The 23,382-nt window shown below is 44.1% G+C and carries 19 protein-coding genes; 3 read left to right on the forward strand and 16 right to left on the reverse strand.

What is annotated here, in order from left to right:
• Positions 1-16: 16 nt before the first annotated feature.
• From ASUC_RS00535 to ASUC_RS00610, 16 genes are all read right to left on the reverse strand, one after another.
• A complete protein-coding gene (locus ASUC_RS00535; protein WP_011978752.1) occupies positions 17-2,128 on the reverse strand; it encodes a polysaccharide biosynthesis tyrosine autokinase in 2,112 nt (703 codons plus the stop codon).
• Between the two features lie 182 nt (positions 2,129-2,310).
• Positions 2,311-3,477 carry a polysaccharide export protein gene (locus ASUC_RS00540; RefSeq protein ID WP_011978753.1) on the reverse strand — a complete coding sequence of 389 codons (1,167 nt, stop codon included), beginning with the start codon at positions 3,475-3,477 and terminating at the stop codon, positions 2,311-2,313.
• A gap of 20 nt (positions 3,478-3,497) precedes the next feature.
• Positions 3,498-5,423 carry a polysaccharide biosynthesis protein gene (locus tag ASUC_RS00545; protein WP_011978754.1) on the reverse strand — a complete coding sequence of 642 codons (1,926 nt, stop codon included), beginning with the start codon at positions 5,421-5,423 and terminating at the stop codon, positions 3,498-3,500.
• A 14-nt stretch (positions 5,424-5,437) separates the two neighbouring features.
• Positions 5,438-6,619, reverse strand: coding sequence for a DegT/DnrJ/EryC1/StrS family aminotransferase (locus ASUC_RS00550; RefSeq protein ID WP_011978755.1), 1,182 nt, complete (start codon positions 6,617-6,619; stop codon positions 5,438-5,440).
• A 33-nt stretch (positions 6,620-6,652) separates the two neighbouring features.
• Positions 6,653-7,297 carry an HAD family hydrolase gene (locus ASUC_RS00555; protein WP_011978756.1) on the reverse strand — a complete coding sequence of 215 codons (645 nt, stop codon included), beginning with the start codon at positions 7,295-7,297 and terminating at the stop codon, positions 6,653-6,655.
• Entirely contained in the window at positions 7,287-8,252 is a 966-nt protein-coding gene (locus ASUC_RS00560; RefSeq protein ID WP_011978757.1) for an ATP-grasp domain-containing protein, read from the reverse strand. Before ASUC_RS00560 ends, ASUC_RS00555 begins: the two co-directional genes overlap by 11 nt.
• Positions 8,249-8,848, reverse strand: a complete 600-nt coding sequence (locus ASUC_RS00565) for a sugar transferase (protein ID WP_011978758.1) — start codon at positions 8,846-8,848, stop codon at positions 8,249-8,251. Before ASUC_RS00565 ends, ASUC_RS00560 begins: the two co-directional genes overlap by 4 nt.
• Positions 8,845-9,951 (reverse strand): O-antigen ligase family protein, encoded by a 1,107-nt coding sequence (locus tag ASUC_RS00570; protein WP_245822059.1) that lies wholly within the window; start codon positions 9,949-9,951, stop codon positions 8,845-8,847. Before ASUC_RS00570 ends, ASUC_RS00565 begins: the two co-directional genes overlap by 4 nt.
• A 181-nt stretch (positions 9,952-10,132) precedes the next feature.
• Positions 10,133-11,314: a glycosyltransferase gene (locus ASUC_RS00575; protein WP_011978760.1), complete on the reverse strand. Its 1,182-nt coding sequence runs from the start codon at positions 11,312-11,314 to the stop codon at positions 10,133-10,135.
• Complete coding sequence (locus ASUC_RS00580; protein ID WP_011978761.1) at positions 11,304-12,611, reverse strand: oligosaccharide flippase family protein; 1,308 nt, start codon at positions 12,609-12,611, stop codon at positions 11,304-11,306. The genes ASUC_RS00575 and ASUC_RS00580 overlap by 11 nt, the downstream gene beginning before the upstream one ends.
• A 4-nt stretch (positions 12,612-12,615) precedes the next feature.
• On the reverse strand, positions 12,616-13,773 hold the full coding sequence (locus ASUC_RS00585) for a glycosyltransferase (protein ID WP_011978762.1): 1,158 nt from the start codon (positions 13,771-13,773) through the stop codon (positions 12,616-12,618).
• On the reverse strand, positions 13,773-14,876 hold the full coding sequence (locus ASUC_RS00590) for a glycosyltransferase (protein WP_011978763.1): 1,104 nt from the start codon (positions 14,874-14,876) through the stop codon (positions 13,773-13,775). The genes ASUC_RS00585 and ASUC_RS00590 overlap by 1 nt, the downstream gene beginning before the upstream one ends.
• Positions 14,877-14,886: 10 nt before the next feature.
• Positions 14,887-15,963, reverse strand: coding sequence for a DegT/DnrJ/EryC1/StrS family aminotransferase (locus tag ASUC_RS00595; RefSeq protein WP_011978764.1), 1,077 nt, complete (start codon positions 15,961-15,963; stop codon positions 14,887-14,889).
• 13 nt (positions 15,964-15,976) lie between these two features.
• On the reverse strand, positions 15,977-16,552 hold the full coding sequence (locus tag ASUC_RS00600) for an acyltransferase (protein ID WP_011978765.1): 576 nt from the start codon (positions 16,550-16,552) through the stop codon (positions 15,977-15,979).
• Positions 16,553-16,760: 208 nt separating this feature from the next.
• Positions 16,761-17,711, reverse strand: coding sequence for a Gfo/Idh/MocA family oxidoreductase (locus ASUC_RS00605; protein ID WP_011978766.1), 951 nt, complete (start codon positions 17,709-17,711; stop codon positions 16,761-16,763).
• An 18-nt stretch (positions 17,712-17,729) separates the two neighbouring features.
• Positions 17,730-19,025 (reverse strand): nucleotide sugar dehydrogenase, encoded by a 1,296-nt coding sequence (locus ASUC_RS00610; protein ID WP_011978767.1) that lies wholly within the window; start codon positions 19,023-19,025, stop codon positions 17,730-17,732.
• A gap of 817 nt (positions 19,026-19,842) precedes the next feature.
• On the opposite strand from ASUC_RS00610, the gene def reads away from it, so the two are divergent.
• From def to rsmB, 3 genes are all read left to right on the forward strand, one after another.
• A complete protein-coding gene (gene def / locus ASUC_RS00615) occupies positions 19,843-20,358 on the forward strand; it encodes a peptide deformylase (RefSeq protein ID WP_041834582.1) in 516 nt (171 codons plus the stop codon).
• A 478-nt stretch (positions 20,359-20,836) separates the two neighbouring features.
• Positions 20,837-21,790: a methionyl-tRNA formyltransferase gene (fmt, locus tag ASUC_RS00620; protein WP_011978769.1), complete on the forward strand. Its 954-nt coding sequence runs from the start codon at positions 20,837-20,839 to the stop codon at positions 21,788-21,790.
• A gap of 68 nt (positions 21,791-21,858) precedes the next feature.
• Positions 21,859-23,247, forward strand: coding sequence for a 16S rRNA (cytosine(967)-C(5))-methyltransferase RsmB (gene rsmB, locus ASUC_RS00625; RefSeq protein ID WP_011978770.1), 1,389 nt, complete (start codon positions 21,859-21,861; stop codon positions 23,245-23,247).
• Positions 23,248-23,382: the final 135 nt, after the last annotated feature.

The following is a 23,382-nucleotide window of genomic DNA, read 5'->3' on the forward strand; positions in this document are numbered from 1 at the left end:
AACGACATTTTACGGTTTAAGCATATGCGCTCGAAAAATAATCGTCTCTATTTACGGCCCGCGGCTTAACGCCGTTTAAGATAAATCCGTTGATTGTTACGCCGGCATTGCCGAAACGTTCCCGGCAGGCTTCGATCTCATGTACGGTGGTTTTCTCGAAGCGTCCGATTAACAGCGTAATATCCGCATGCTGTCCTACTATCGCCGCATCCGTAACGCTGAGAATCGACGGTGCGGTAACAATCACGGCATCATAATGTTGCGCCGCCCAATCCAATAATTGTTGCCAACGAGCGGATGATAACAATTCGGACGGCGCATCCGTCGGACTACCGCAGGTTATCACCCCAAAGTGATCGCTGATATTTTGCACGCCTTGTTCAAACGGTATATCTTGTGTCAACAATTCGGTGACGCCCATACGGTTCTCTACGCTCAACACATAATGTAAGTGGCTTCTACGCAAATCCGCATCAATCAATAATACGCGTTTATTTGCTTTTGCCAATAAATTGGCGAGGTTGGACGAAACAAAATGTCTGCCGACACCTTTTGAAACGCCGGAAAGCAATACGATTCGGTTATTCGCCTCGGATAACATGTGGTTTAAACCGGTTCGTAGACTTCTCAGACTTTCTATTGAGAAATCATCGGTTTGGCGCTCCGATAATAACCCGATCCCCGCTTTATTACCGCCTTTGGCACGGGATAACGCCGATTGTTTTTTAGAGAAGGGGACGCTGGCGTAAGTCACCAAACCGGTCTCCGAAATTTCGGATACGGTGACAACGCCCTTTTGTAATATTGATTTCAACAATACGGCTCCGCTGCCTAACAAAAATCCGATGATCGCCGTTAAAACCAGAATAATCAGCTTACGCGGCGCCACCGGTTTCGGCAGGGTTTGAGCCTGATCTAAGATTCGCACATTTCCGGCCGCTCCCGCTTTCACTACATCCAATTCCTGAATTTTGTTGGATAATTGAGTATAAATCTGTTGGTCGACTTCAAAATTACGGGTTAAACGAACCGTGTCTTTTTGGGTTTCGGGCAAGGATTCAAGCTGCTTGGTCAAACGGGCTTTTTCATTCAGTAAAACTTTGCGTTGTTCCAATAACGCCACATAATTCGGATGGCGTTTGGTGAAACGCTGGGATATATCGCTTTCTTTGATAGTCAAAGCATTAAGATCCGCATCCAACTGTACCAACGTATCCAACACCGATTTCGCTTCCAGCTCTAAATCGATAGAAGCTCTCTTTTGACGGTATTCGTTCAGGGCGTTTTCAGACTTGGTCAATCTGTCGCGGACTTCCGGTAACCGTTTTTCCAAAAACGCCAAGCTGCTGGTTGCTTCGGCCGAATTACGCGCCGCACTGTGTTCCAAATAGCTCTGGGTAATACTTTCCAATACGTTTTGAATATATTCCGGATTTTCACCTTTTAAACTCAACTCCACCACACCGGTTTGTTTGCCCTTTTCGTTCGCCATAACCGCTTGCTGAAGATTCTCAACCAGTTCAAGAACATCGGATTTCTCCAGTTTTTTCAAGCTAAAACGTTTTCCCGATGCGCCTTTCAGGTGAGTAACCTGAATTTCCATATTGTTATTATCGTATTTTTCACCTACTACGCCGCTTAATACGGTTTGCTCCTGCTCATCTACAATGACATATTCGTTTTCATTGGAACCGACAATTAAGGTGTATTCTTGCGATACTTCTTGTTTCGGCACGAAACGCGCAACGGTAATTTCCGATTCTTCACCCGTCAGTTTTTCTATCGCTTTACTAAAAAAAGGAATCGAATAAACGGGAGACACTTCCGTCGTTAAATTCAGATCCTCCACTGCTTTTGACACAATCGCTCTGGATTTAATAACGGCAATCTCGGTACCGGCGGTAGATTCCTGTTCAAAAATACTGGAAATCCCCTGTAAGGCACCGCCCGTGTATTTTTCCTCCACCTGAACGGAGGCCGTTGCCATATAAACCGAAGGTGCCAATAATGAATAAATCAGCCCCAGCCCTGCACATAACAATGTAGAGAAAATAATGATTCGTTTTTGATCCCAAAATAAACTCAACAGTTTAGTCAGATCGATAACATCATTTTGTTTTTTACCCATTATAATAAAACCCTTAATAATAAAATCAGTTGTTCGACTTTCAGCCTGTAAATTTGTAATTTCTGAAGAAAAACCGATAACGGACAACATAATGCCCGATAATGGTTCTCCGGCGGAGAACCTCGGACACGCCCCTTAACGACCAATAAAACCGGTCTGAATTCACACGTTTATTCGATTCTTTAAGGCCATGTTCTGATACGTAATACGCCTTCGGTTAAGTCGTTAAATCCGCTGATAGTCGGTACGACTTGAGAAATCACACGGTTCCAGCGGGAAACCGGCGCTGTCGTTACATAAACGACATCATGCGGTTGCAGATAGAACTCGGTACCCAAAATATAAGCGGTCGGATTCGTAACGTCCAACTGATAAATATTGGCGACTTTTTCAATTTTTTCACCATTATTATCCTGAACCATTTCATGTTTGCCGCGCTGACCACGAATTACGAAAATCCCTGTGGCATCGGAAGACAATTTGTCGATACCGCCACTGGCACTCAACGCTTCCGTTAAAGTCATACCGTTACGTCCGATAGTCAGCAGTTGCGATTGTACCACTTCTCCCACCACAAAAATTTTCATGGTATCGTTGCGCGGTATATGCACAATATCGCCGTTTTGCAGCAGGCGGTTCTGCGTCAGATCACCGCGTTGGATTAACGCTTCTACCGAAATGACCTCATCCCGTCCGTTTCGGGTCAGCGTCACATTGTGCCAGTTGGCATTATCCGCTAATCCGCCGGCCTTATTAATGGCATCCAGCAAAGTAAGAGGCACATTCGTAATAAACTGTTGACCCGGCGATTTAACTTCACCCGTTACATAGGCTTTTTGCGACTGGAACGAAGCAACATTTACTTCAACCTGCGGTTCTGCAATATAATTAGATAACGCTTTGGTTAAACGGCTACGGATTTGACCTACGGTCAAGCCCGCTACTTTGATATTACCTGCATAAGGATAAAACATCGTTCCGTTTGCATGAACCTGATTTCCCGCTTCTGCCGATGAACGGTAAGAGCCGGCCGGAGTAGTTAATTCAGGATGATCCCACACGGTAACATTCAGTACGTCACCGACCCCGACACGGTATTGATAATTACTCAGTTCTCTGTCCAAATTCAGATTAGACTGCGCCGATGCATTCATCGGTTTCAGCGTTTTCAATAACTGCGGTGTAATCAGATAAGCATCTATCGCTTTAGCCAAATCCACATTTTCACCGACGACCTGCGCAGGTCTTTTTGAAATAGGCGATTTATGGCTGTCCGGCAGAAATACCGAACAAGATGAGAGAGATAATCCTAACCCGGCTAAAAATAGAGATTTAGTTAATTTATTCATAGTTAATCTATATTAAAAAGTTAATCATCCGAATGTTGTTTATTCCAAACAAAATCCGCAAGTTCGCTGACAGGATGATAACCTGTCGGCGCATTTAACAACAAATGACGAACCTGTTCGCAATCGTTACGATTGCAAGCGTCTTCAAGCCGTGCAATCAGCTCTTTCAGTTTATCCGGCGGCAAGAAATCCTCTTTCGCCGTCATAATCCGTTCATGATATGTCTGTTCGACGTTATCCCCGCCGATGAGCAACTCTTCATAAAGTTTTTCACCCGGTCTTAATCCGGTAAAACGGATTTCAATATCGCCGTCAGGATTATCTTCGTCCTTAATGGTTAATCCCGAAAGTTTAATTAAATTTCGTGCTAAATCTACGATCTTAACAGGTTCCCCCATATCAAGGATAAACACATCGCCGCCTTTCGCCATAGCGCCCGCCTGAATCACTAACTGAGCCGCTTCAGGAATGGTCATAAAATAACGGATAATTCGTTTGTCCGTGACCGTAATCGGTCCTCCCTGCGCAATTTGTTTTTTAAACAACGGAATAACGGAACCCGACGATCCCAGTACGTTACCGAAACGAACCATAGAAAACAAAGTATGGTGCGCATTTCCTTGTTCTTGGGCAAGCGCCTGCAGGCAAAGTTCGGCAATACGTTTTGTCGTCCCCATCACGTTTGTCGGTCGAACCGCTTTATCCGTAGAAATTAGCACAAAGGAATCTACATTCGCTTCAATTGCCGCTTTCGCCGTATTGTAAGTACCGAAAATATTATTCTGTACCCCCTCGACCACATTATATTCAACCATCGGTACGTGTTTATAGGCCGCCGCATGATATAAGGTTTCCACATTAAACGCTTTCATGATTTCAACCAACCGCTGTTTGTTTTGCACATTTCCGAGCAACGGTAAAATATCCGTCTCCGACAGCGATTCTTCGCGTATAATATTTTTTAAATCCTGTTCTATAGCATAAAGTGCATATTCCGAGATTTCAAATAATAACAATGCCTTAGGTTGATTGCGGATAATCTGCCGGCATAATTCCGAACCGATGGAACCGCCCGCACCCGTCACCATAACGACTTTGCCCTGAATATTCTTGCTGAATAATTCCGGTACCGGATCTACCGGTTCACGCCCCAGTAAATCCACAATATCCACTTCTTTTATATCCGATATATTGATTTGTCCGTCCACCAACTTGGTAAGACTCGGCAATTCCATAATCCGGCGATGCGATTGAGACAGGAATTCCACAATCTCATTTTTTCTGGCCCGGCTAATTGAAGGTAGCGCAATAAGGATCTCATCGATCTCATACTGCTCCAACGCATCTAATGCCGCTTTGGCGGAATAAATCTTTAATCCGCCGACCCTTCTGTTTCTTAAATTTTTATCGTCATCAATAAAAAATAACGGCAAATGTTCATCGGAACGCAACAAAGTCTGCACTACTTGCTGCCCACCGATACCCGCACCATAAATAGCGATACGTTTACTGATCACCCGAGGATTTAAAATATATCTTACGGTTAAGCGAATAGCGCTACGGCTGAGCCACACCCATAAAAACATCATAAACCCGAACATGAAAGCAACCGATGCCGGAATAAGGATATCCGTAAAATACCCTAACAGCAGCAATCCGCTCACCGTCATAATCGTGGCGATAAACAATCTGACGATCAATGTTTCGTTAAATGTCCGAATAACAAAATGGTACACACTGCACACAAAAAGACAGGCAACGGCAAATAACGAAATCCAAAACTCACCTAAATAGAGATTCGGTACCATCTCGGCAGAAAGATCTAATAAACGCAAGGCATAACACATCCACAGCAAGACCGGAAAAACCATAAAGTCCAACAACATAAGACCGCAGAGCTTTATCCATCTTGATGCAATCACCAGGCTTGCAATAAAAGACTTCATAATAACCCGCTACCTTATTTGTTTTCCGATAATGCCTTAATAACCTGAGTTATTGCCGCACAAGTTTTATCCAGACTTTCTTCGCTGAGTGTCGGGTGAACTAAAAACATTAAGCTGGTTTCACCCAACAATTTCGCATTCGGCAAACGTTGTGCCGGACGCCAAGGCGTATTATCAAAGGCTTTTTCCAAATACACTTCGGAACAGGAACCGCTGTAACAAGGCACGCCCTGTTCATTGATTACCTGCATAATCCGATCTCTCGACCAACCTTCAGGTAAAGTCTGAGGATTAACCTGTACATAACATTTATACGCCGCATGCACATAATCCCGAGTCGGTCTGAACACAGAGAAATAAGAGCTGTCGCCGAAAGCATCCAGAATGCGTTCCATATTATGAATACGTTTCGCCGTCCAATCCGCCATGCGGGTTAACTGAATACGTCCGATTACCGCCTGCATTTCCATCATGCGCCAGTTAGTGCCGAATGAATTATGTAACCAACGGAAACCCGGCGGATGTTGTTTGTTATAAACCGTATCAAAATCTTTACCGTGATCTTTATAAGACCACATTTTATTCCACAAATCTTTATCGTTTGTGGTAACCATACCGCCCTCACCGCCGGTGGTCATAATTTTATCCTGGCAGAAAGACCAAGCCGCAATATGACCGATGGAACCTGCGGATTTACCTTTATATTGAGCGCCGTGCGCCTGTGCGCAATCTTCAATGACATACATTCCTTTTTCTTTTGCCAAATCCATAATCGGATCCATATCGCACATCCAGCCGGCCAAGTGCACACAGATTATCGCTTTGGTATTCGGAGTAAGAACGGCTTCAATAGTACGACGGGAAATAACTTGAGAATCCGGCTCGACATCCGCAAACACCGGATTGGCGCCGGCAGTAACGATAGAACTGGCGGAAGCCAGAAAAGTACGGGAAGTAACGATAACATCATCACCGGCACCGATCCCCAACGCATTTAAGGCGAGATCTAAAGCGACAGTACCGTTAGTCAACGCGATGGCATATTTTGTCCCTACATAAGCGGCAAATTCTTTTTCAAATTCACGACATTCGGTACCCGTCCAATAATTGACGCGGTTTGATAAAAGCACGCGGGAAACCGCATCGGCCTCTTCCTGAGTAAACGAAGGCCACGGTTCGAAAGCAGTATTCAACATAATAAACCCCTTAATTATTAAGCAATAATAAAATTAAAAATTCAAAATCGTCGGTAAATCCGACCAATCCGACATATAAAAGTGCGGTCGGAATTCGTGCGGAATTTCAAAATCCTGTTTGTGGATATTGGTTCCGCGATCCCTTAAACAAATAGTTTTCCAGCCTAATTTATTCGGCGTTACAAAATCTTTTTTAGGGTTGTCTCCTATATAAATGTAATCCTTGCACTGAAGCGCATCTTCAACCAATCGATAGTTGTTCAAACTGGGTTTCTCGCTACCGACTTCCTCCGAAATCACCATACAATCCAGTAACGGTTCCAACCCCAATGCTTTCACTTTATTTCGCTGTGTTACGGAACGTCCGTCCGTGACTAAAGCAAAACGCCAATCGGATTTAAACAGGTTTAACTGTTCCTCTACATGAGGAAACAAGTGAATATCCGGAATATGGAAACGATACCACTCCAGCAACGTTGCCAAATCGACATCATATCGTTCCGTCAAATACTGAAAAGCATTTTCACCGCGGTGATACCGTTCAACCAGACGGTTAAACAACATTTCCTCTTGTTCCGGCGCTAAGCGAAACGCAATGTGATGATAAGCAGAATACAGAAAATCAATTTCCGCATACAGCGTGTCGTCTAAATCCAGCACCAACGCTTTATTTTTCATAATGATGTGCCAACACTTCCGCGTCGTAACGCAACATTAATAAATCCGCCTCCCAAGCATCGAATGCCGGAACGGCTTGATTAAACAGATATTCCTGAATCAGCCAGCGGGGATAGTTCGCGCCCGCCAGATAACTTAACGGATAACCGCCGCCGAAACGCGGATTAATTTCAATTCCCAGAATGCTCTCATCGGATTCCCGATAAAACACTTGCACCGTCAAGCAGCCGCGCGCACCCGGTAGATAAGACAGTTTTTGCGATAATTGGGTAACAATGGCATTTTTCTTAGTCACGCCTTTGTTAATTTCACCCGCTCGTACAAAAATACGCTTTCTCGGTACCGCACTTTTCAACACGGAATCTTTGTCGAAATAACAATCTACGGTGTATTCGTCATATTCTTCCGGCGAAATATATTGCATAAACATGAGTTCCGGGTTTTCCAACTGTTCCGGCGAAATATCTTCTTCTTTCTCCGCCACAAAAATACCCTTGCTCAAACTGCCGTTATAAGGTTTCACGAAAACCGGATACTCGAACTGACCTTTTTTAAACTGTTTCGGCACGGCAATACCCTGTGCAACGAAAAGCTCATTGGTTAATCGTTTATCACGGCATTTTCTGATTAACGCCGCATCACTGACGGAAATAGTAATGCCTTTTTCTTTAAACCGTTGCAGATGTTCGCTTAAAATCAACAACTCCGTATCAATGGTCGGAACAATCAATTTCACGTTATTTGCCGCACAGATTTCAAGCAATGTCGGAATGTAATTCGCATCCGTCACCCGCGGTACCTGAAAATGCCCGTCCGCCACATAGCAAGCCGGTGCCAGCTCGGGATTTAAATCCACGGTTAACACTTTACCGCCGCTTACTAATCGCGATAATTCCTTTTTAAAGGCCTGAACAAGAGAAACACGTTGTCCGGCGGATGTTATAAGAATGTTCATGATTTTTTATTTCCTTCAAATTTAGGCATGGTGGCATCATCTGCCGCATTAATATCGTCTTTAGCAATCACTTTTTGAATGGTTTTTGCAATGATCTTTAAATCCAGCCAAAAGGATTGGTGTTCCACGTACCAGGCATCCAATTCAAATTTCTGTTCCCAGCTGATGGCATTACGCCCGTTTACCTGAGCATAACCGGTAATACCCGGTTTTACGTCGTGGCGTTTAGCCTGCCGTTCGTTATACAGCGCCAAATAATCCATCAGTAACGGGCGCGGTCCCACTAAGCTCATGTCGCCTTTTAACACGTTCCACAATTCCGGCAATTCGTCCAGACTGGTTGCCCGTAGCATTTTACCGAACGGCGTCAACCGTTCCGCATCCGGTAAAATATTGCCGTTTTGATCTACACCGTCTTTCATGGTTCTGAACTTAATCATTTCAAAAGGTTTACCGTGCAAGCCCGGACGGATTTGCTTAAATAACACCGGCGACCCCAAATTCCGTCTGACTTTATACGCCACCAATAAATACAACGGCGAAAACAAAATCAGCGCTACCGATGCGATAACAATATCGAAAAGGCGTTTTATCATGAAACTCTCCTGCTACTAACCAATTTCGGATCGGTAAAAGTCCCGTTTCTTACTAAAACCGCATAAACCAAAACCAGGAAAAGCGGATACCAAACCAACGGCAGTCTTAATACTGAAGACGGAACCCAGACAATCCAGCAAAAATTAACAAAAATAAACAAAATAAATATTCGTTCTTTCCAAGCTAATAAATAATCGGTTAATACGTAATAAACGGAATACAATATAAAATATAAAAAAGCAAAAAACGCAAAAATACCGAACGCCAGATAAACTTCTATGAAAAAGCTGTGAGGATTGGTATAACCTAACGGAAAACTTAACTTTATCTGATCAAAATAACCGATATAATCTCTAGGACCGTAACCCAACCAAAGAATCTTAAAGTTATCTAAAAACGCCGTATAAATTTCTGTCCGATAGCCGACGGATTTATCATCCGCCATGGAAAATATCACCAATGAAAAACGCTCTATCGGACGTTCCAGCCAATCGATTTTGGCTAGCATAATAAATAATTCCTGTAACCAGGAAAGATTAAATACAAATAATGCGATCACGCAGGCAAAAAACAGATACACCGCTTTAAAATAGACCGACGCATTTAAAAACAATATCAGCATCATCATGATCAGATAACTCAGCAATACCGAACGGGATGCACTGACCACGATAGCCAAACCGATAATGAGCAACAGCGCATATCCGGTTAATTTCACTTTCCAACCGTTTTCCCGAATGATGAAAAAAAAACCTACCAGTACGGCAAGGGAAATCATAATCACCGCCTGGTCGTTGGTATTAAAGAAAAACCCTTTAAACGCTTTATCGGTTACGGTTAATTCTTCATTACCCGATACCAACTGAAAACCCAGTAACGCTTCAATAAAAAAACCGGCTAAAACGATTAACGACAAGCCCAGCACAAGATACCGAATACCTTTTTCTCCGTCATCCCGATTAAAGGCTAAAAAAGTATAATGGAATAAAAAAATCACCGCCCCGAAAAAAAACGAATCCACCGCTTTTTCCGAAGAAAAACTATTTAATAACGAAATCAATACGAAAAAAAACAATACGTATAACGGTAATATCAGTTTCAAAAAATCTTTTTCCGTCTCTCTTAAAAAAAGCGTAGCCAAAGACAAGAAAAAAAAAGCAAAGCTCAACGTACTGTCCAATCTGGGCAATCCAACAAGATTGGATAAAGCCGGAGAAAGTATAACGGCAGCTAAAGCGAAAAATAATAACAGTTTAAAAATACTGACAATTCTAATATTCATATCAAATAATATTTTTAATTAATTTCTCAATTTCTTTATAGGAACGTTCACGTAAAAACTTCTCTTTTGCAAGCGATAAATTCGTTTGCGACATTTTATCTAAAACCGCTTGGTCTTCCGCCAGCTTATCCAGCTTGGCAGCCAATTCCCGATGATCGCCTGCGGTGTATTGAATCCCCCCGCCCAAAGCCAACAATTTTTCTACTTCGGGATGTTTTTGACAGCTTAGAATCGGTAATGCACAACAGATATAATCGGACAATTTATTGGTGATACTGCCTTCCGACGAAGCCTTAATGGCATTTAACGCCACATCGGAATCCGCCAGTATACGCATAGCTTCTTTATAAGGATGCACGCCTAAAAACGTTACATGCCCGCCCAACTGGCGGTTTAACGCCTGTAAAGAAGCCTCATGCGGACCGGTACCGATAAATTGGATTTTCACTTTCTTGCTACACAACGGCGCAGCTCTCACTACGGTCTCCAAATCGTAACTGCCCGCCATGGTACCTAAATAAGTCGCAACCAGTTTATCCGTCGCTTTTTTACCGTTTGATTTGGTAAATAAAAAATCTCCGCCGATATAGACCGCACTTTTCAGCCTAGCCGGCAATCGATTCACATCCGCCCGTTGCAGATAAGTTTCGGAAACCGCCACTAACGCATCCGCATAGCTGTAAGTTTTATCCGCATACTGGGTAATCGGTTTCATCAGCATTTTACCGATTTGTGTAGAAAAAAACGCAATAGGTCCGGCAATGGCTTCCGGCCAGACGTCCTGCACATCAATAATTAATTTAAAGTTTTTACTTTGCTTGTAACGGCCTAAAATATAATTCGTTCTGATTAGCGGATAAGCGGAATAAACCGCATCGATTTGCCGATCGTAACTTTTTAACAAGGTTTCAAAATTACGGCAAAACCGGCGATGGCTGATTAAACGCTGAAGACTGACATTTTTGCGGTATCCCGGCTCATCCAATAAAATCACTTTGACATTACCCAGTTCCGGCGTCCGTTCTCTGTGTTTCTTTAAGAAATGACAATATTTACTGGTTACCAGCGTCACATCAAATTCCGCCGATAGCATTTTGGCAAGATAAATAAAACGGTTCATGCCCATTTCATGCGGAAATGTGACATAAGGTGCGACAATCAGAATATGTTTTTTATCTTGCATTTTTTAATCCTTTTATAAAATTCACCATCGTACCGAAATCCGAGGGTTTCGGCAGAATATGTAAAAATGCCTGACTCTGCGTTACCCGATTAAACGCCATCAACCGCAACACCAAATCCATAGTGTAAGCAACGGTCGTCGCAACAGATGCGCCGATTAATCCCCATAACGGAACGAGACATAAACTCAAAACGGTATTAATCCCGAACACCCAGTAAGAATTTTTCAGATTCAACTCGGCAAATCCCCGGGCGGCAAGATCGTTGGCCAAAATTCTCGACGGCGTCCAGGCTAAAATACCCGGCAATAACAATAAAATCACATACACGGACTTTTTGTATTCCGCGCCGAATAAAATATTTACCACGACGGAAGACAAACAGGCAAAAGCAAGACCTATAACCAGCGTCACAATAAAGGTCAGTCTGGCGCTGTCTAACGTAAGCTTAGCCACCTCTTTTTCATCGCTGCCCTCACCTAATTTATTGGATAAACGGGGAAGCAATACGGTACTCACCGCCTGAGACGGCAACCATAATTTTTCCGCCAATTGCATCCCCACGGAATAAATACCGACCACAACCGGTGTCGTGAAATAACCTAAAATCAACAATGAAGAACGGTAATTCAACAACGTAATAATGTTACTCAAATGAGATTTCAGCCCGTAACCGATAAATTCGGAACAAAAACGTCTTAAGGAGTAAGTTTCCACCTTGATTAATTTCAAGATAATTCCGAGTAAAATAAAAAAACTAATCCAATGACTTAATACGTAAGCGGTTAAAATTGAACTCACATTATTCGAAAGTAATATCGCCACCATGGAAACCAGAAAAATGACTAACGGCTGCGCCACGCAAAGGATATTGAACCATTTAAAATTCTGTACCGCCTGAATTAAAGACGGCAATACGGTAAAAAACGTCTGCGGCAACAAAGACGCAAGCGATAAATACAATAGACTTACCGGTACTTCATTAAAGAAATACCGTCCGAAATAATGCACTACAACGCTCAATATCAAGCTGGTCAGAACCGACAAACCGGATAAAAAAAACAGATTGGCGTACAGCGCCTGATTTTCATTCACCATCTTCCGCCCGATGGCGTAAATATTGATACTCTGCAAACCAAAGGTAATAATTTGGGAAAACAGCGTCGGCAATAAAATCGCTAAGGTATATTGCCCCATTTGTTCGGTACCCAATCCTCTGGCAATGACAATTAATGTAATAACCTGCAAAATACCGACTAAAATCTGTCGAATAAAAACCGTCGATATTAATCTCACCATAACGTTACTTTTTATCTAAAATATCCTGATAAACAGCCGTCAGCTTATGCACAAACGGCTTCTTCGAATAAGTATCAATACATCTCTGCCGAATTTGTGCGTTATCAAATTTGTCCTGATTGGCAAGAAATTCCAAAATCCCTTTAGCCATCTCCTTTTCATCGCCAGGTTTAACGAACAAACCGTCCCCCTCCGTTAAAATAGATTCCGGTCCTCCGCATAAGGTAGATACCACCGGCGTACCCTGCGATAAAGCTTCAATCACGACCACCCCGAAGGTTTCAATATAGCTGGACAGCACAAAACACAGACTTTCTCTCATTAATTGGCATACTTCCTTCCGGGAAAGCGCACCGAGCAAAGTCACATTATTGTCCAAGTCCAGGGTTTTAATTAAGGATTCCAGTTTCGCCCGTTCGGGCCCGTCACCGCCGATAACCAATTTTAGCTGCGGGTAAGTTTTAACCACCGTAGCGAACGCCTTAATTAAGACGTCAAATCCTTTTTTCGCATGTAAAAACGCGACGGCGCACAGCTGATATTTTCGCGCTGACGAATCCATCGAACTTTGTGTAAATAAATCGTCCAATAAATTAGGAAAAACCGTCCACGCTTTACCGTTTAATTTTTGCTGCAATAAATCCGCCAAGCTTTTACTGACCGCCAATAATTCGCTGGCCGCCGCTTCGGACTGTTTCAAACGTTCCCATTCCCAATCTTTTACCAATTCCCGTCCGAAAACGGAGCTATGTTCGGTAACGCAATAAGGAATCCGGTATTTTTTGTGAATTTCCAATGCCAAAGGACCTGCATGTAACAAACTGTGTACATGCAAAATATCCGGCATTCCCCGCTCTTTCACATAACGGTCGAATAATGCCAATCCGGCATTCACCCAACGTTTTAAATCCAAATAGGGAACTCTAGGAAACCAAAATACGCCATGTTGAAAATACGTAGGAATCTCGCCGTCCAGCCAGACTTCCTGATCATAACGCCCTAGAACCGCAGTTTTCCCTAACCGCAATGATCTAAACTGCGGTGCGATTACGCCGACTTTTACACCGGCATTAGCAAGCGCATGGGCTTGTTCCCTGAAAAAAGAACCGTTTAAATCATTGTCATGCAAAGGGTACCAAGACGGCAATATCAGGATATGCATTACAACTCCTTATAGAGTTTCAACAACTTCTGTGCGTATTTTTTCGGATCGCACTCTCGAATAATCAAATCGTAGGCATTATTCACACAGGATTCGGTTTCCGTTTTATTATCCACTGTCTGACAAACCGCTTCCGCCATCGCCGGAATATCGCGCGCTTCAATCAAATGTCCCGTATTGCCGTTTATCACGATTTCTTCAATACCGGCTGCTCTGAAAGCACAAACCGGCACTTTCATAATCATTGCTTCCACGATAGAATTGGATAATCCCGCACCGCTGTCGCCATCTACGACCAACGGACTGACAAACACGTCAACGCCGTCCATGAAAGTCATGACATCCGACACATTGCCTAAAAATTCCACCTGTTGTTCAAGTCCTAAGTCCCCGGCGATTTTTTCCAATACCCCGCGATGCGGACCGTCACCGCCGATCACAAATCGGAATTGACGTTCCGGATAATAAGTCAGGCAATATTTCGCCAAATCCAAAAACAATTCGACGCTGCGACCTTCGCGCAAGGCGGATAAAGTTCCGATCACAAACTGCGATTTATTCAAAGATTTCATCGGCTTAGCCGTCGGCGTTAAACGATAGGCGTTGTAAATATAAGAGGTTTGCGTTTCAGGATAACCGTAACGAATCAATTTTTGCCGTTCCAGCTTACAATTGCCCAGTCCTCTTACCCCCATCTTGACAAAAAACGGCACAACTTTCTGATAAGTCTCGTGATCCAAACCGCGTGACGTCCAGAAAATCTTCACCCGTTTATTTTTGAAAAATTTTTTCGCCAGCCAAATAAACAGTAACGGACGTGCCATTTGCGCGTGAATTACATCAATTTGATTATCATTGACCGTTTTCACCAACTGATAAACATAATTCAATAATTTCAACGGATTTTTGGTATGGCAATCCGCATTAATTTGTTGAATTCCCAATTTGTCGATGTGCTCGAATAACGGTCCGGTTTTACCGAAAACCGTCACGGATTCCGCCAACGGATTTAATTCCGTAGCGGCGATCAAAGTGGCGATTTCCGTTCCGCCGATATGCCCCATATCGCTCACCAGCAATATGCGTAACTTAGCCTGGCTCATGGCAACAATCCTATCCTAAACTTTGTACGATTTTTTGCTGTTCTTCCGGCGTGAGATACGGATGCATAGGCAAACTCATCACGCGTTCGGCAATCGAATCGCCCACCGGTAAACGAACACCGCTATCCGCCACGGCCGGCTGTTTATTTAACGGAATCGGATAATGAACCGCGGTCGGAATTCCTGATGTTTTTAATTTTTCCTGCACATCGGTGCGGTTGTCCACTTGAATGGTGTATTGCGCCCAAGCGCTTTGGTTATGCGCCTCGATAAACGGCGTGGTGTGAATGCCCGCTTGATTAAACAACCGGGTATAATTTTCCGCTACGCGCTGACGGGCGGCAATTTCATCATCCAAAATTGCCAATTTCGGTAATAAAATCGCTGCCTGTAAGGTGTCTAAACGGCTGTTCACCCCTACACGGATATGATGATAACGACGATCCTGACCGTGTCTCGCCACTTGTCTAATCACTTTCGCCAACTCATCGTCATTGGTAAAAATCGCACCGCCGTCACCATAACAACCTAAAGGTTTGCTTGGGAAGAAACTGGTACAGGCAATAGTGGTTAAATTACAACTTTTACGGTTTTTATAGCTCGCACCGAAACTTTGCGCCGCGTCCTCAATCACCGGTAAGTTGTATTTCTGCGCGACAGCATTTACCGCATCAAAATCCGCACATTGCCCGTACAGACTGACGGGAATAATGGCTTTAGTGCGTGCTGTAATGGCGGCTTCCAGTTTCGCCGGGTCAATATTGTAAGTTTTCGGATCTACGTCCACATAAACGGGCTTTGCGCCTAACAAGGCAACGGTTTCCGCCGTAGCGATATAGGTAAATCCCGGGGTAATGACCTCATCGCCCGCACCGATACCTAACGCCATTTGTGCGATTTGCAACGCGTCCGTACCGTTAGCGCAGGTAATGCAATATTTTGCGCCGACGTAAGCCGCCAGTTTTTCTTCCAATTCCGCCACTTCCGGTCCTAAAATATATTTACCGTGCGTCAATACGTTTTGAATCCCCGCGTCAATCTGCGCTTTAATGCGTTGCTGTTGCGCCTTTAAATCAATGAATTCCATCTTTGTTACCTGCCTATAATTTCTTCACCGTATTACCGTCCAAGCGATAAACCTCTCCCGTATGCGGGCATCGGGTTTCAGCCTGACCCGACAACGGTAAATCCAGCTGTTCGCCGTATTCGCTCATCCAACCGATCTGTTTGGCGGGCACGCCGACCATCAGGGCATAATCCGGCACATCGCGGTTAATAACCGCGCCCGCGCCGATAAAGGCGTAAGCGCCGACGGTTACCCCGCAGACAATGGTGGAATTGGCACCTAACGTCGCGCCTTTTTTTACCAGAGTATCTTTATATTCGCTTTTCCGTTCGATCAAGGAACGCGGGTTGTAAACATTGGTGAAAACCATGCTCGGACCGCAAAAAACGCCTTCTTCCAAGTACACATTGTCATATACGGAAACATTATTCTGAATTTTGCAACGGTCGCCGATACGCACTTTATTGCCCACAAATACGTTCTGCCCTAAGGACACTTCTTTGCCGATTCTGGCGCCGCCGCATACGTGAGCAAAATGCCAGACTCTTGAGCCGTCGCCGATTTCGGCGCCCTCGTCGACGATTGCCGACGAATGTTGATAATAGTTCATTATGTTGGTTTCCCGCTGTTGAATAATTGAATGGATCCCGCTTCGCGTTTTATACAAAACCTTTAAAGCGTAAATGCAATTCTCAAATGGGCTATGTATAAATTATGGTCAAAAAACAAAATAAAAACGTCGTTTTTTGTGACCGCACTTTTATATAGCCCAGAATTGAATTGCAATTGAACTGCCCGCCAGTACACTCAATTGAGATTTATTTTTGTAATAATTTCGTTAAAAACGGATGCGGATTTGCCGGATTCGCCACTACATCGGCATGGCGGATATGTTCCACCGTCTCGATCGCCGTGCGGTTTTCCTCCAGGCCGTAACCCTTGCCTTCCAAAATACGTTGATAACTTTGGGTGTGCAAATCGGTAAAACCGCCGGAGAACTCCAGTTCTTCGTTTTCAATCGTAATACTACGATAAGTCAGTTTTTCACCTTGCACGGCGTTTGCCGGCAAATTATTGGCGTCGATCGATAAGAACCAACGAACCCGCGCACGTTTGTATTCCAAATAGCCGGAAACGGTTTTCTCATCGCGGTAATGCACTTCGTTTTTCACCACATCACCGAAAATAAAATGCAGCATGTCGTAAAAATGCACACCGATATTGGTGGCGACGCCGCCGGATTTTTGATCCTCCGCTTTCCAGGATTTCATATACCATTTACCGCGTGAAGTCAGATAGGTTAAATCGACGTCAAACACTTTATCGGCCGGCGCGGATTCGACTTTTTCACGCAGGGCGATAATCGACGGATGCAGGCGTAGCTGCAGAATCGAATTCACTTTTGCACCGTATTTTTGTTCATATTCGGATAATATATCCAAATCCGTGGAATTGAGTACCAACGGTTTTTCGCAAATCACGTTAATCCCGTTTTTTAAGGCGAATTTCATATGCGGCGCATGCAGATAGTTCGGTGAACAAATCGCCACATAATCCAGTTTTTCACCCTTTAATTTTTGATCTTCGACAAAAGCCTCAAACTGTTCGAATTCGGTGAAAAACTCGGCGTCCGGAAAATGACTGTCCATAATTCCGACGGAATCGTTCACATCCATGGCAACAACCAAGGTATTGCCCGTATCTTTAATCGCTCTCAAATGACGTGGCGCGATATAACCGCCCGCACCGATAAGTGCAAATCTTTTCATAATTTAGTCTCTATTCGTTTATAAACGGAACACACTGATACCTTGCTGTGATAAGGCATCTCGATCAAATAAACTCTTCACATCCACCAATACCGGATTAGACGAATTCATATAAGTACGCAGAATTTCCGGATTTAATTCCCGGAACTCTTTATGACCTACCGCCACAATCAGCGCATCCACCGGGTGATTTTCATCAATCACGGATAAATCCAAACCGTATTCGTGTTTTACTTCGGCGGGATCGGCCCAAGGATCGGCGACCACCACATCTGCGCCCCAATTACGTAACTCGTGAATCACATCAACCACTTTACTGTTACGGATATCCGGACAGTTTTCCTTGAACGTCACCCCTAAAATACCTACTTTGGCTTTGGCGACGTCAATATTATGATTCAGCATTAATTTGACGGTGGTTTGCGCCACATAATGCGCCATATTGTCATTAATGCGACGACCGGCAAGAATCACCTGCGGGTTATACCCCACCTCTTCCGCTTTGTGAGTTAAATAATACGGATCGACACCGATACAGTGTCCGCCCACCAAACCCGGGCGGAACGGTAAAAAGTTCCATTTACTGCCTGCCGCTTCCAACACATCCACCGTATCGATACCGACCCGTTCGAAAATGATGGATAATTCGTTTACTAAGGCAATATTCAAATCCCGTTGAGTGTTTTCGATCACTTTTGCCGCTTCCGCCACTTTAATACTGGCGGCTTTATGGGTGCCCGCAGTAATGATACTGCCGTACATTTGATCGACAATATCCGCCACTTCGGGCGTACTGCCGCTGGTAATTTTTTTAATTTTAGTAAGCGTATTGACTTTATCGCCCGGATTAATCCGCTCCGGACTATAACCCGCAAAGAAATCCTGGTTGAATTTCAAACCGGAAACCCGCTCCAAAATAGGGACACAGACTTCTTCCGTAGCCCCGGGATATACCGTGGATTCATACACTACGATATCGCCTTTTTTCAGCACTTTACCGATGGATTCGCTGGCTTTCTGCAGCGGTGTTAAATCCGGGCGGTTGACATCATCAATGGGAGTCGGAACCGTAACGATAAAAAAATTGCATCGCTTAAGCCGTTCCAGATCAGAGGTGTAAGAAAGATGAGTAGCTGACTTGAGGGCTTCCGATGAGACTTCTAAAGTCCGGTCTTTACCCTCTGCCAGTTCTTTTACCCTATTCGGGCTAATATCAAAGCCAATGGTCTCCCGCTGTTTACCGAACTCTACCGCTAACGGCAAACCCACGTAACCAAGACCGACAACGCCAACTTTGTAGCTGTCTAGATTCATAAAAATATACCCCTATATTTTCAAAATTTAAAAGTAACGATTTAAATAAATTAATCGATCAGAAAAATAAAAATCAAACCGTAAAGAAAACATCACAATATTTTCAATTTCACCCTAATTACGGTTCGGAAAATCAATAAAATAAAACAACTAGGATTTAATAAAAATAAATACGAATATAGGACTTAATACACATTAATATAGTTCAGAAAATCCTTATCAGATCCGACCACTAAAAAATTCACCGATAAATAAGTAATTTATGATAATCATAATTAAACATTGACGATAAACAAACATCTCATAGGAATACGGTATAATTTAATAAAAAAATGATTTCATCATTGGTCTGACATCCGAGTTATTGTTAATAAATAGCAGTATTTAACTGGGATAGCAACTTATTTCAGTCTCCGAACCCCGCTATTTACAAAAACTTACAATAAACCTAATAACAATAACAATAACAATAACAATAACAATAACAATAAAAACTAACAAAACCTTACAAAAAGTAAAGAAAAATTTAAATTAAACAAACATTAAAATACTATTTACCGAATACAAAATCCAATTCGCTTACCATATATTAAAAGTAATATTCCGCGTTTTTATCTTCAGGAAATAAAACCGTTTGCGTAATAAATCTTCATAAAAACGACCGCACTTTTTATGCTAAGTGCGGTCAAAAAAGCAACTGTTTTTACATACATTTTCGCCAAAACACAGCCGAAGGCTAATCAAAGAAATAGGAGCGGCTTAACGGAATTTCGTGTAGAATATGCCCGATTTTTTAACATTTATGGAAAGAGACTTTATGGCATTATTAAACGTACTGATTTATCCTGACGAACGCCTGAAAACCGTCGCCGCCCCCGTCACCGAATTCAACGACGAACTACAGACGTTTATCGACGACATGTTTGACACCATGTATCAGGAAGAAGGCATCGGATTAGCCGCTACGCAGGTCGACGTACACAAACGCGTGATCACCATCGACATCAGCGGTGAAAAAAACGAACAACTGGTATTGATTAATCCCGAATTACTCGACAGCGAAGGCGAAACCGGTATCGAAGAAGGCTGCCTGTCATTACCCGGCTTTCGCGGTTTCGTCCCGCGCAAAGAAAAAATCACCGTCAAAGCCCTTAACCGCTACGGCGAAGAATTTACTTTGCATGCCGACGGTTTACTGGCAATCTGCATCCAGCATGAAATGGATCACTTAAACGGTATCGTTTTCGCCGATTATTTATCGCCGTTAAAGCGCAATCGAATGAAAGAAAAACTAGTGAAATATCAACGACAACTGGCGAAACAAAGAGCTTAATTCCTCTTACTTTCTTTACTTCGCCAAAGCCTCCATACTTTTCTTTGCTTGCACAAAGAAAAGTATGCAAAAGAAAGTGCACCCCGACTTCGGTGCTGTTCTTCGCTCGGTTGAAATTTTCTTCACGGAAAATAAGTAAACTCGCTACGCTCAAACAAACTTATTTTCCTGAAAATTTCAAGTCGCTCAGGCGCCTCAGACGGGGCCCCTCTAGCGCATTATCATAAAAAGTCGGTCAAATTTTTAATATTTTTTAATTTGTTCTAAAATAACCGATATTCAACCTGATCCATTCCCCTTTTTGCCGTCTGAAAATGGTTAAATTTGTAGAAAATCTTGTTTGTTTGAGCGTAGCGAGTTTACAAGATTTTCGTAAAGCAAATTTCACCATTTTCAGGAAATAAGGCAAAACGGGGGCGCCTTTCTTTGCTTACTTTCTTTGGCGAAGCAAAGAAAGTAAGAGAAAAAAACGTTAATTATGAAAAACCTAAACATTATCTTCGCCGGCACGCCTGATTTTGCCGCACAGCATCTGCAAGCGCTGCTTGCTTCCAACCACAATGTCATTGCGGTTTATACCCAGCCCGATAAACCGGCGGGGCGCGGAAAAAAACTGCAAGCCAGTCCGGTTAAACAGCTGGCGCAACAGCATAACCTTCCCGTCTATCAACCAAAATCTCTGCGCAATGAAGAAGCGCAATCGGAACTGGCGGCATTAAATGCGGACGTCATGGTGGTCGTGGCTTACGGCTTAATTCTGCCGAAAGCGGTACTTGAAGCACCGCGTTTGGGCTGCCTGAACGTGCACGGTTCGATTCTGCCCCGTTGGCGCGGTGCGGCGCCTATTCAACGGGCGATTTGGGCGGGCGATAAGCAAACCGGGGTCACTGTCATGCAAATGAACGAAGGCTTGGATACCGGTGATATGTTGCACAAAGTTTATTGTGAAATTACCCCGCAGGAAACCTCCGCCACGCTCTATCAAAAATTGGCGCAACTCGCACCGTCGGCATTGATTGAAGTATTGGATCACCTGGAAGACGGCAGTTTTCAACCGCAGGTACAGGACGACAGTCAAAGCTGTTACGCCGACAAACTGACCAAAGAAGAAGCAAAGCTGGATTGGACCTTGCCCGCCGCCCAGCTTGAACGCAATATTCGCGCCTTTAATCCCGCACCGACGGCATTTTTAACTTTAAACCTCAACGGTAACGAAGAGCGCATTAAAATTTATCAGGCGGATGTATTACCGCATCAGGAAAAAGCGGCGGGTACGGTATTGGCTTGCGATAAAAAAGGCGTGCAAATCGCCACTGCCGACGGCGTATTGAATATCACCCGTTTGCAACCTTCCGGTAAAAAACCGATGTCGGTGCAGGATTTTCTGAACGGGCGGGCGGATTGGTTTCAAGCGGGAAATGTGTTGAGTTAATTCTACTGCACAGTTTGCACTCTCACCCTGTGTCCGTAACATCATCAAGTAATATTGAGTAAACCCATATGACAAAAACATCCCGAAAAACCACCGCACTTTCCGGCAAAAATAACGCCCCCAAAGGCTTAACCGGAAAAAATCTCAGCGTGCGGGCGGCGGCGGCGCAAATTATTCTGCAAGTGCTGGATCAGGGAAAATCCTTATCCGCGTTAATTCCCGAAACGCAACTAAAACTCAAGCCGCAGGATCTGCCGTTGCTGCAGGAAATCTGCTTCGGCATATGCCGTGTACTGCCGCGGTTGGAATGGATAATCCGTCTGCTGATGGACAAACCGCTGAAAGGCAAAACCCGTATCGTGCATTGTTTACTGTTGGTGGGGCTGTATCAAATACTATACACCCGCATTCCGCAACACGCGGCGATAAACGAAACGGTGAATGCGGCGAAAGAACTCAAATCGGACAATTTCCGCGGATTGCTTAACGGCGTGTTGCGCCGCTTTCTGCGGGAACAGGAAAGCGTGCTTGCTACGGTAGACAAACATTGGCAGACCAACCATCCCGAATGGTTGGTGAACAAACTGAAAAAAATCTATCCGAACTGGCGCGATATTATCGACGCCAACAATCGGAAACCGCCGATGTGGTTACGGGTGAACCGAATTCACGGTTCTACGGAAAATTACCGACAGTTGCTGGCGGAAAACGACATGACGGCTTGTACCGATGAAAATCCCCATGCCCTGCGACTGGAATCGCCGATGCCGGTGCAACGCTTGCCTCGCTTTGCCGAAGGTTGGGTAACGGTACAGGATGTGCACGCTCAGTGGTCCGGCATTTTACTGGAACCGCAAAACGGCGAACTGATTCTGGACGCCTGTGCAGCGCCGGGCGGCAAAACGACACACATTCTGGAACAGGCGCCGCAAGCCAAAGTGGTGGCGGTGGATGTGGAAGAAAACCGCCTCAAACGGATTACGGAAAACCTCGCCCGCTTAAACCAGCAGGCAATCGTCATTTGCGGTGACGCCGCACGGCCCGAAACCTGGTTAGAGCAGGCGGCTCAACAGATTAGCGGACGTAAAAGTGCGGTACAATTCGACCGTATTTTACTGGACGCGCCTTGTTCCGCCAGCGGCGTGATTCGCCGTCATCCCGATATAAAATGGTTGCGTCAGGAACAGGATATTGCTCCGTTAGTGGACATTCAGTATCAAATTCTGACCGCGCTTTGGGCGACCCTTAAACCGAACGGCGTATTACTATATGCGACCTGTTCCGTGCTGCCCGAAGAAAACGGCCGACAAATCGCCCGTTTCTTAGCGGAACATACCGATGCGCAATTAATGCCATTACCCTTCTCGCCGCCACAGGAAATCGGGCATCAGTTTCTGCCGACGGAAAACGGCGGCGACGGATTCTATTATGCGAAGCTGCGCAAAACGGCCCAATGAATTAACTGATTTTTAGATAATATTTAAAAGCCTGATACATTTCAGGCTTTTTTATATAAGAAAAATAATATTTCACCACATTTTTATAGGATCTTCGTGCCAATTTTTCGAAGTTCGTCTATACTCGGAAACCTT

Origin of the sequence: Actinobacillus succinogenes 130Z (assembly GCF_000017245.1) — a bacterium.
In the GTDB taxonomy this organism is placed as follows: Bacteria; Pseudomonadota; Gammaproteobacteria; order Enterobacterales; family Pasteurellaceae; genus Exercitatus; species Exercitatus succinogenes.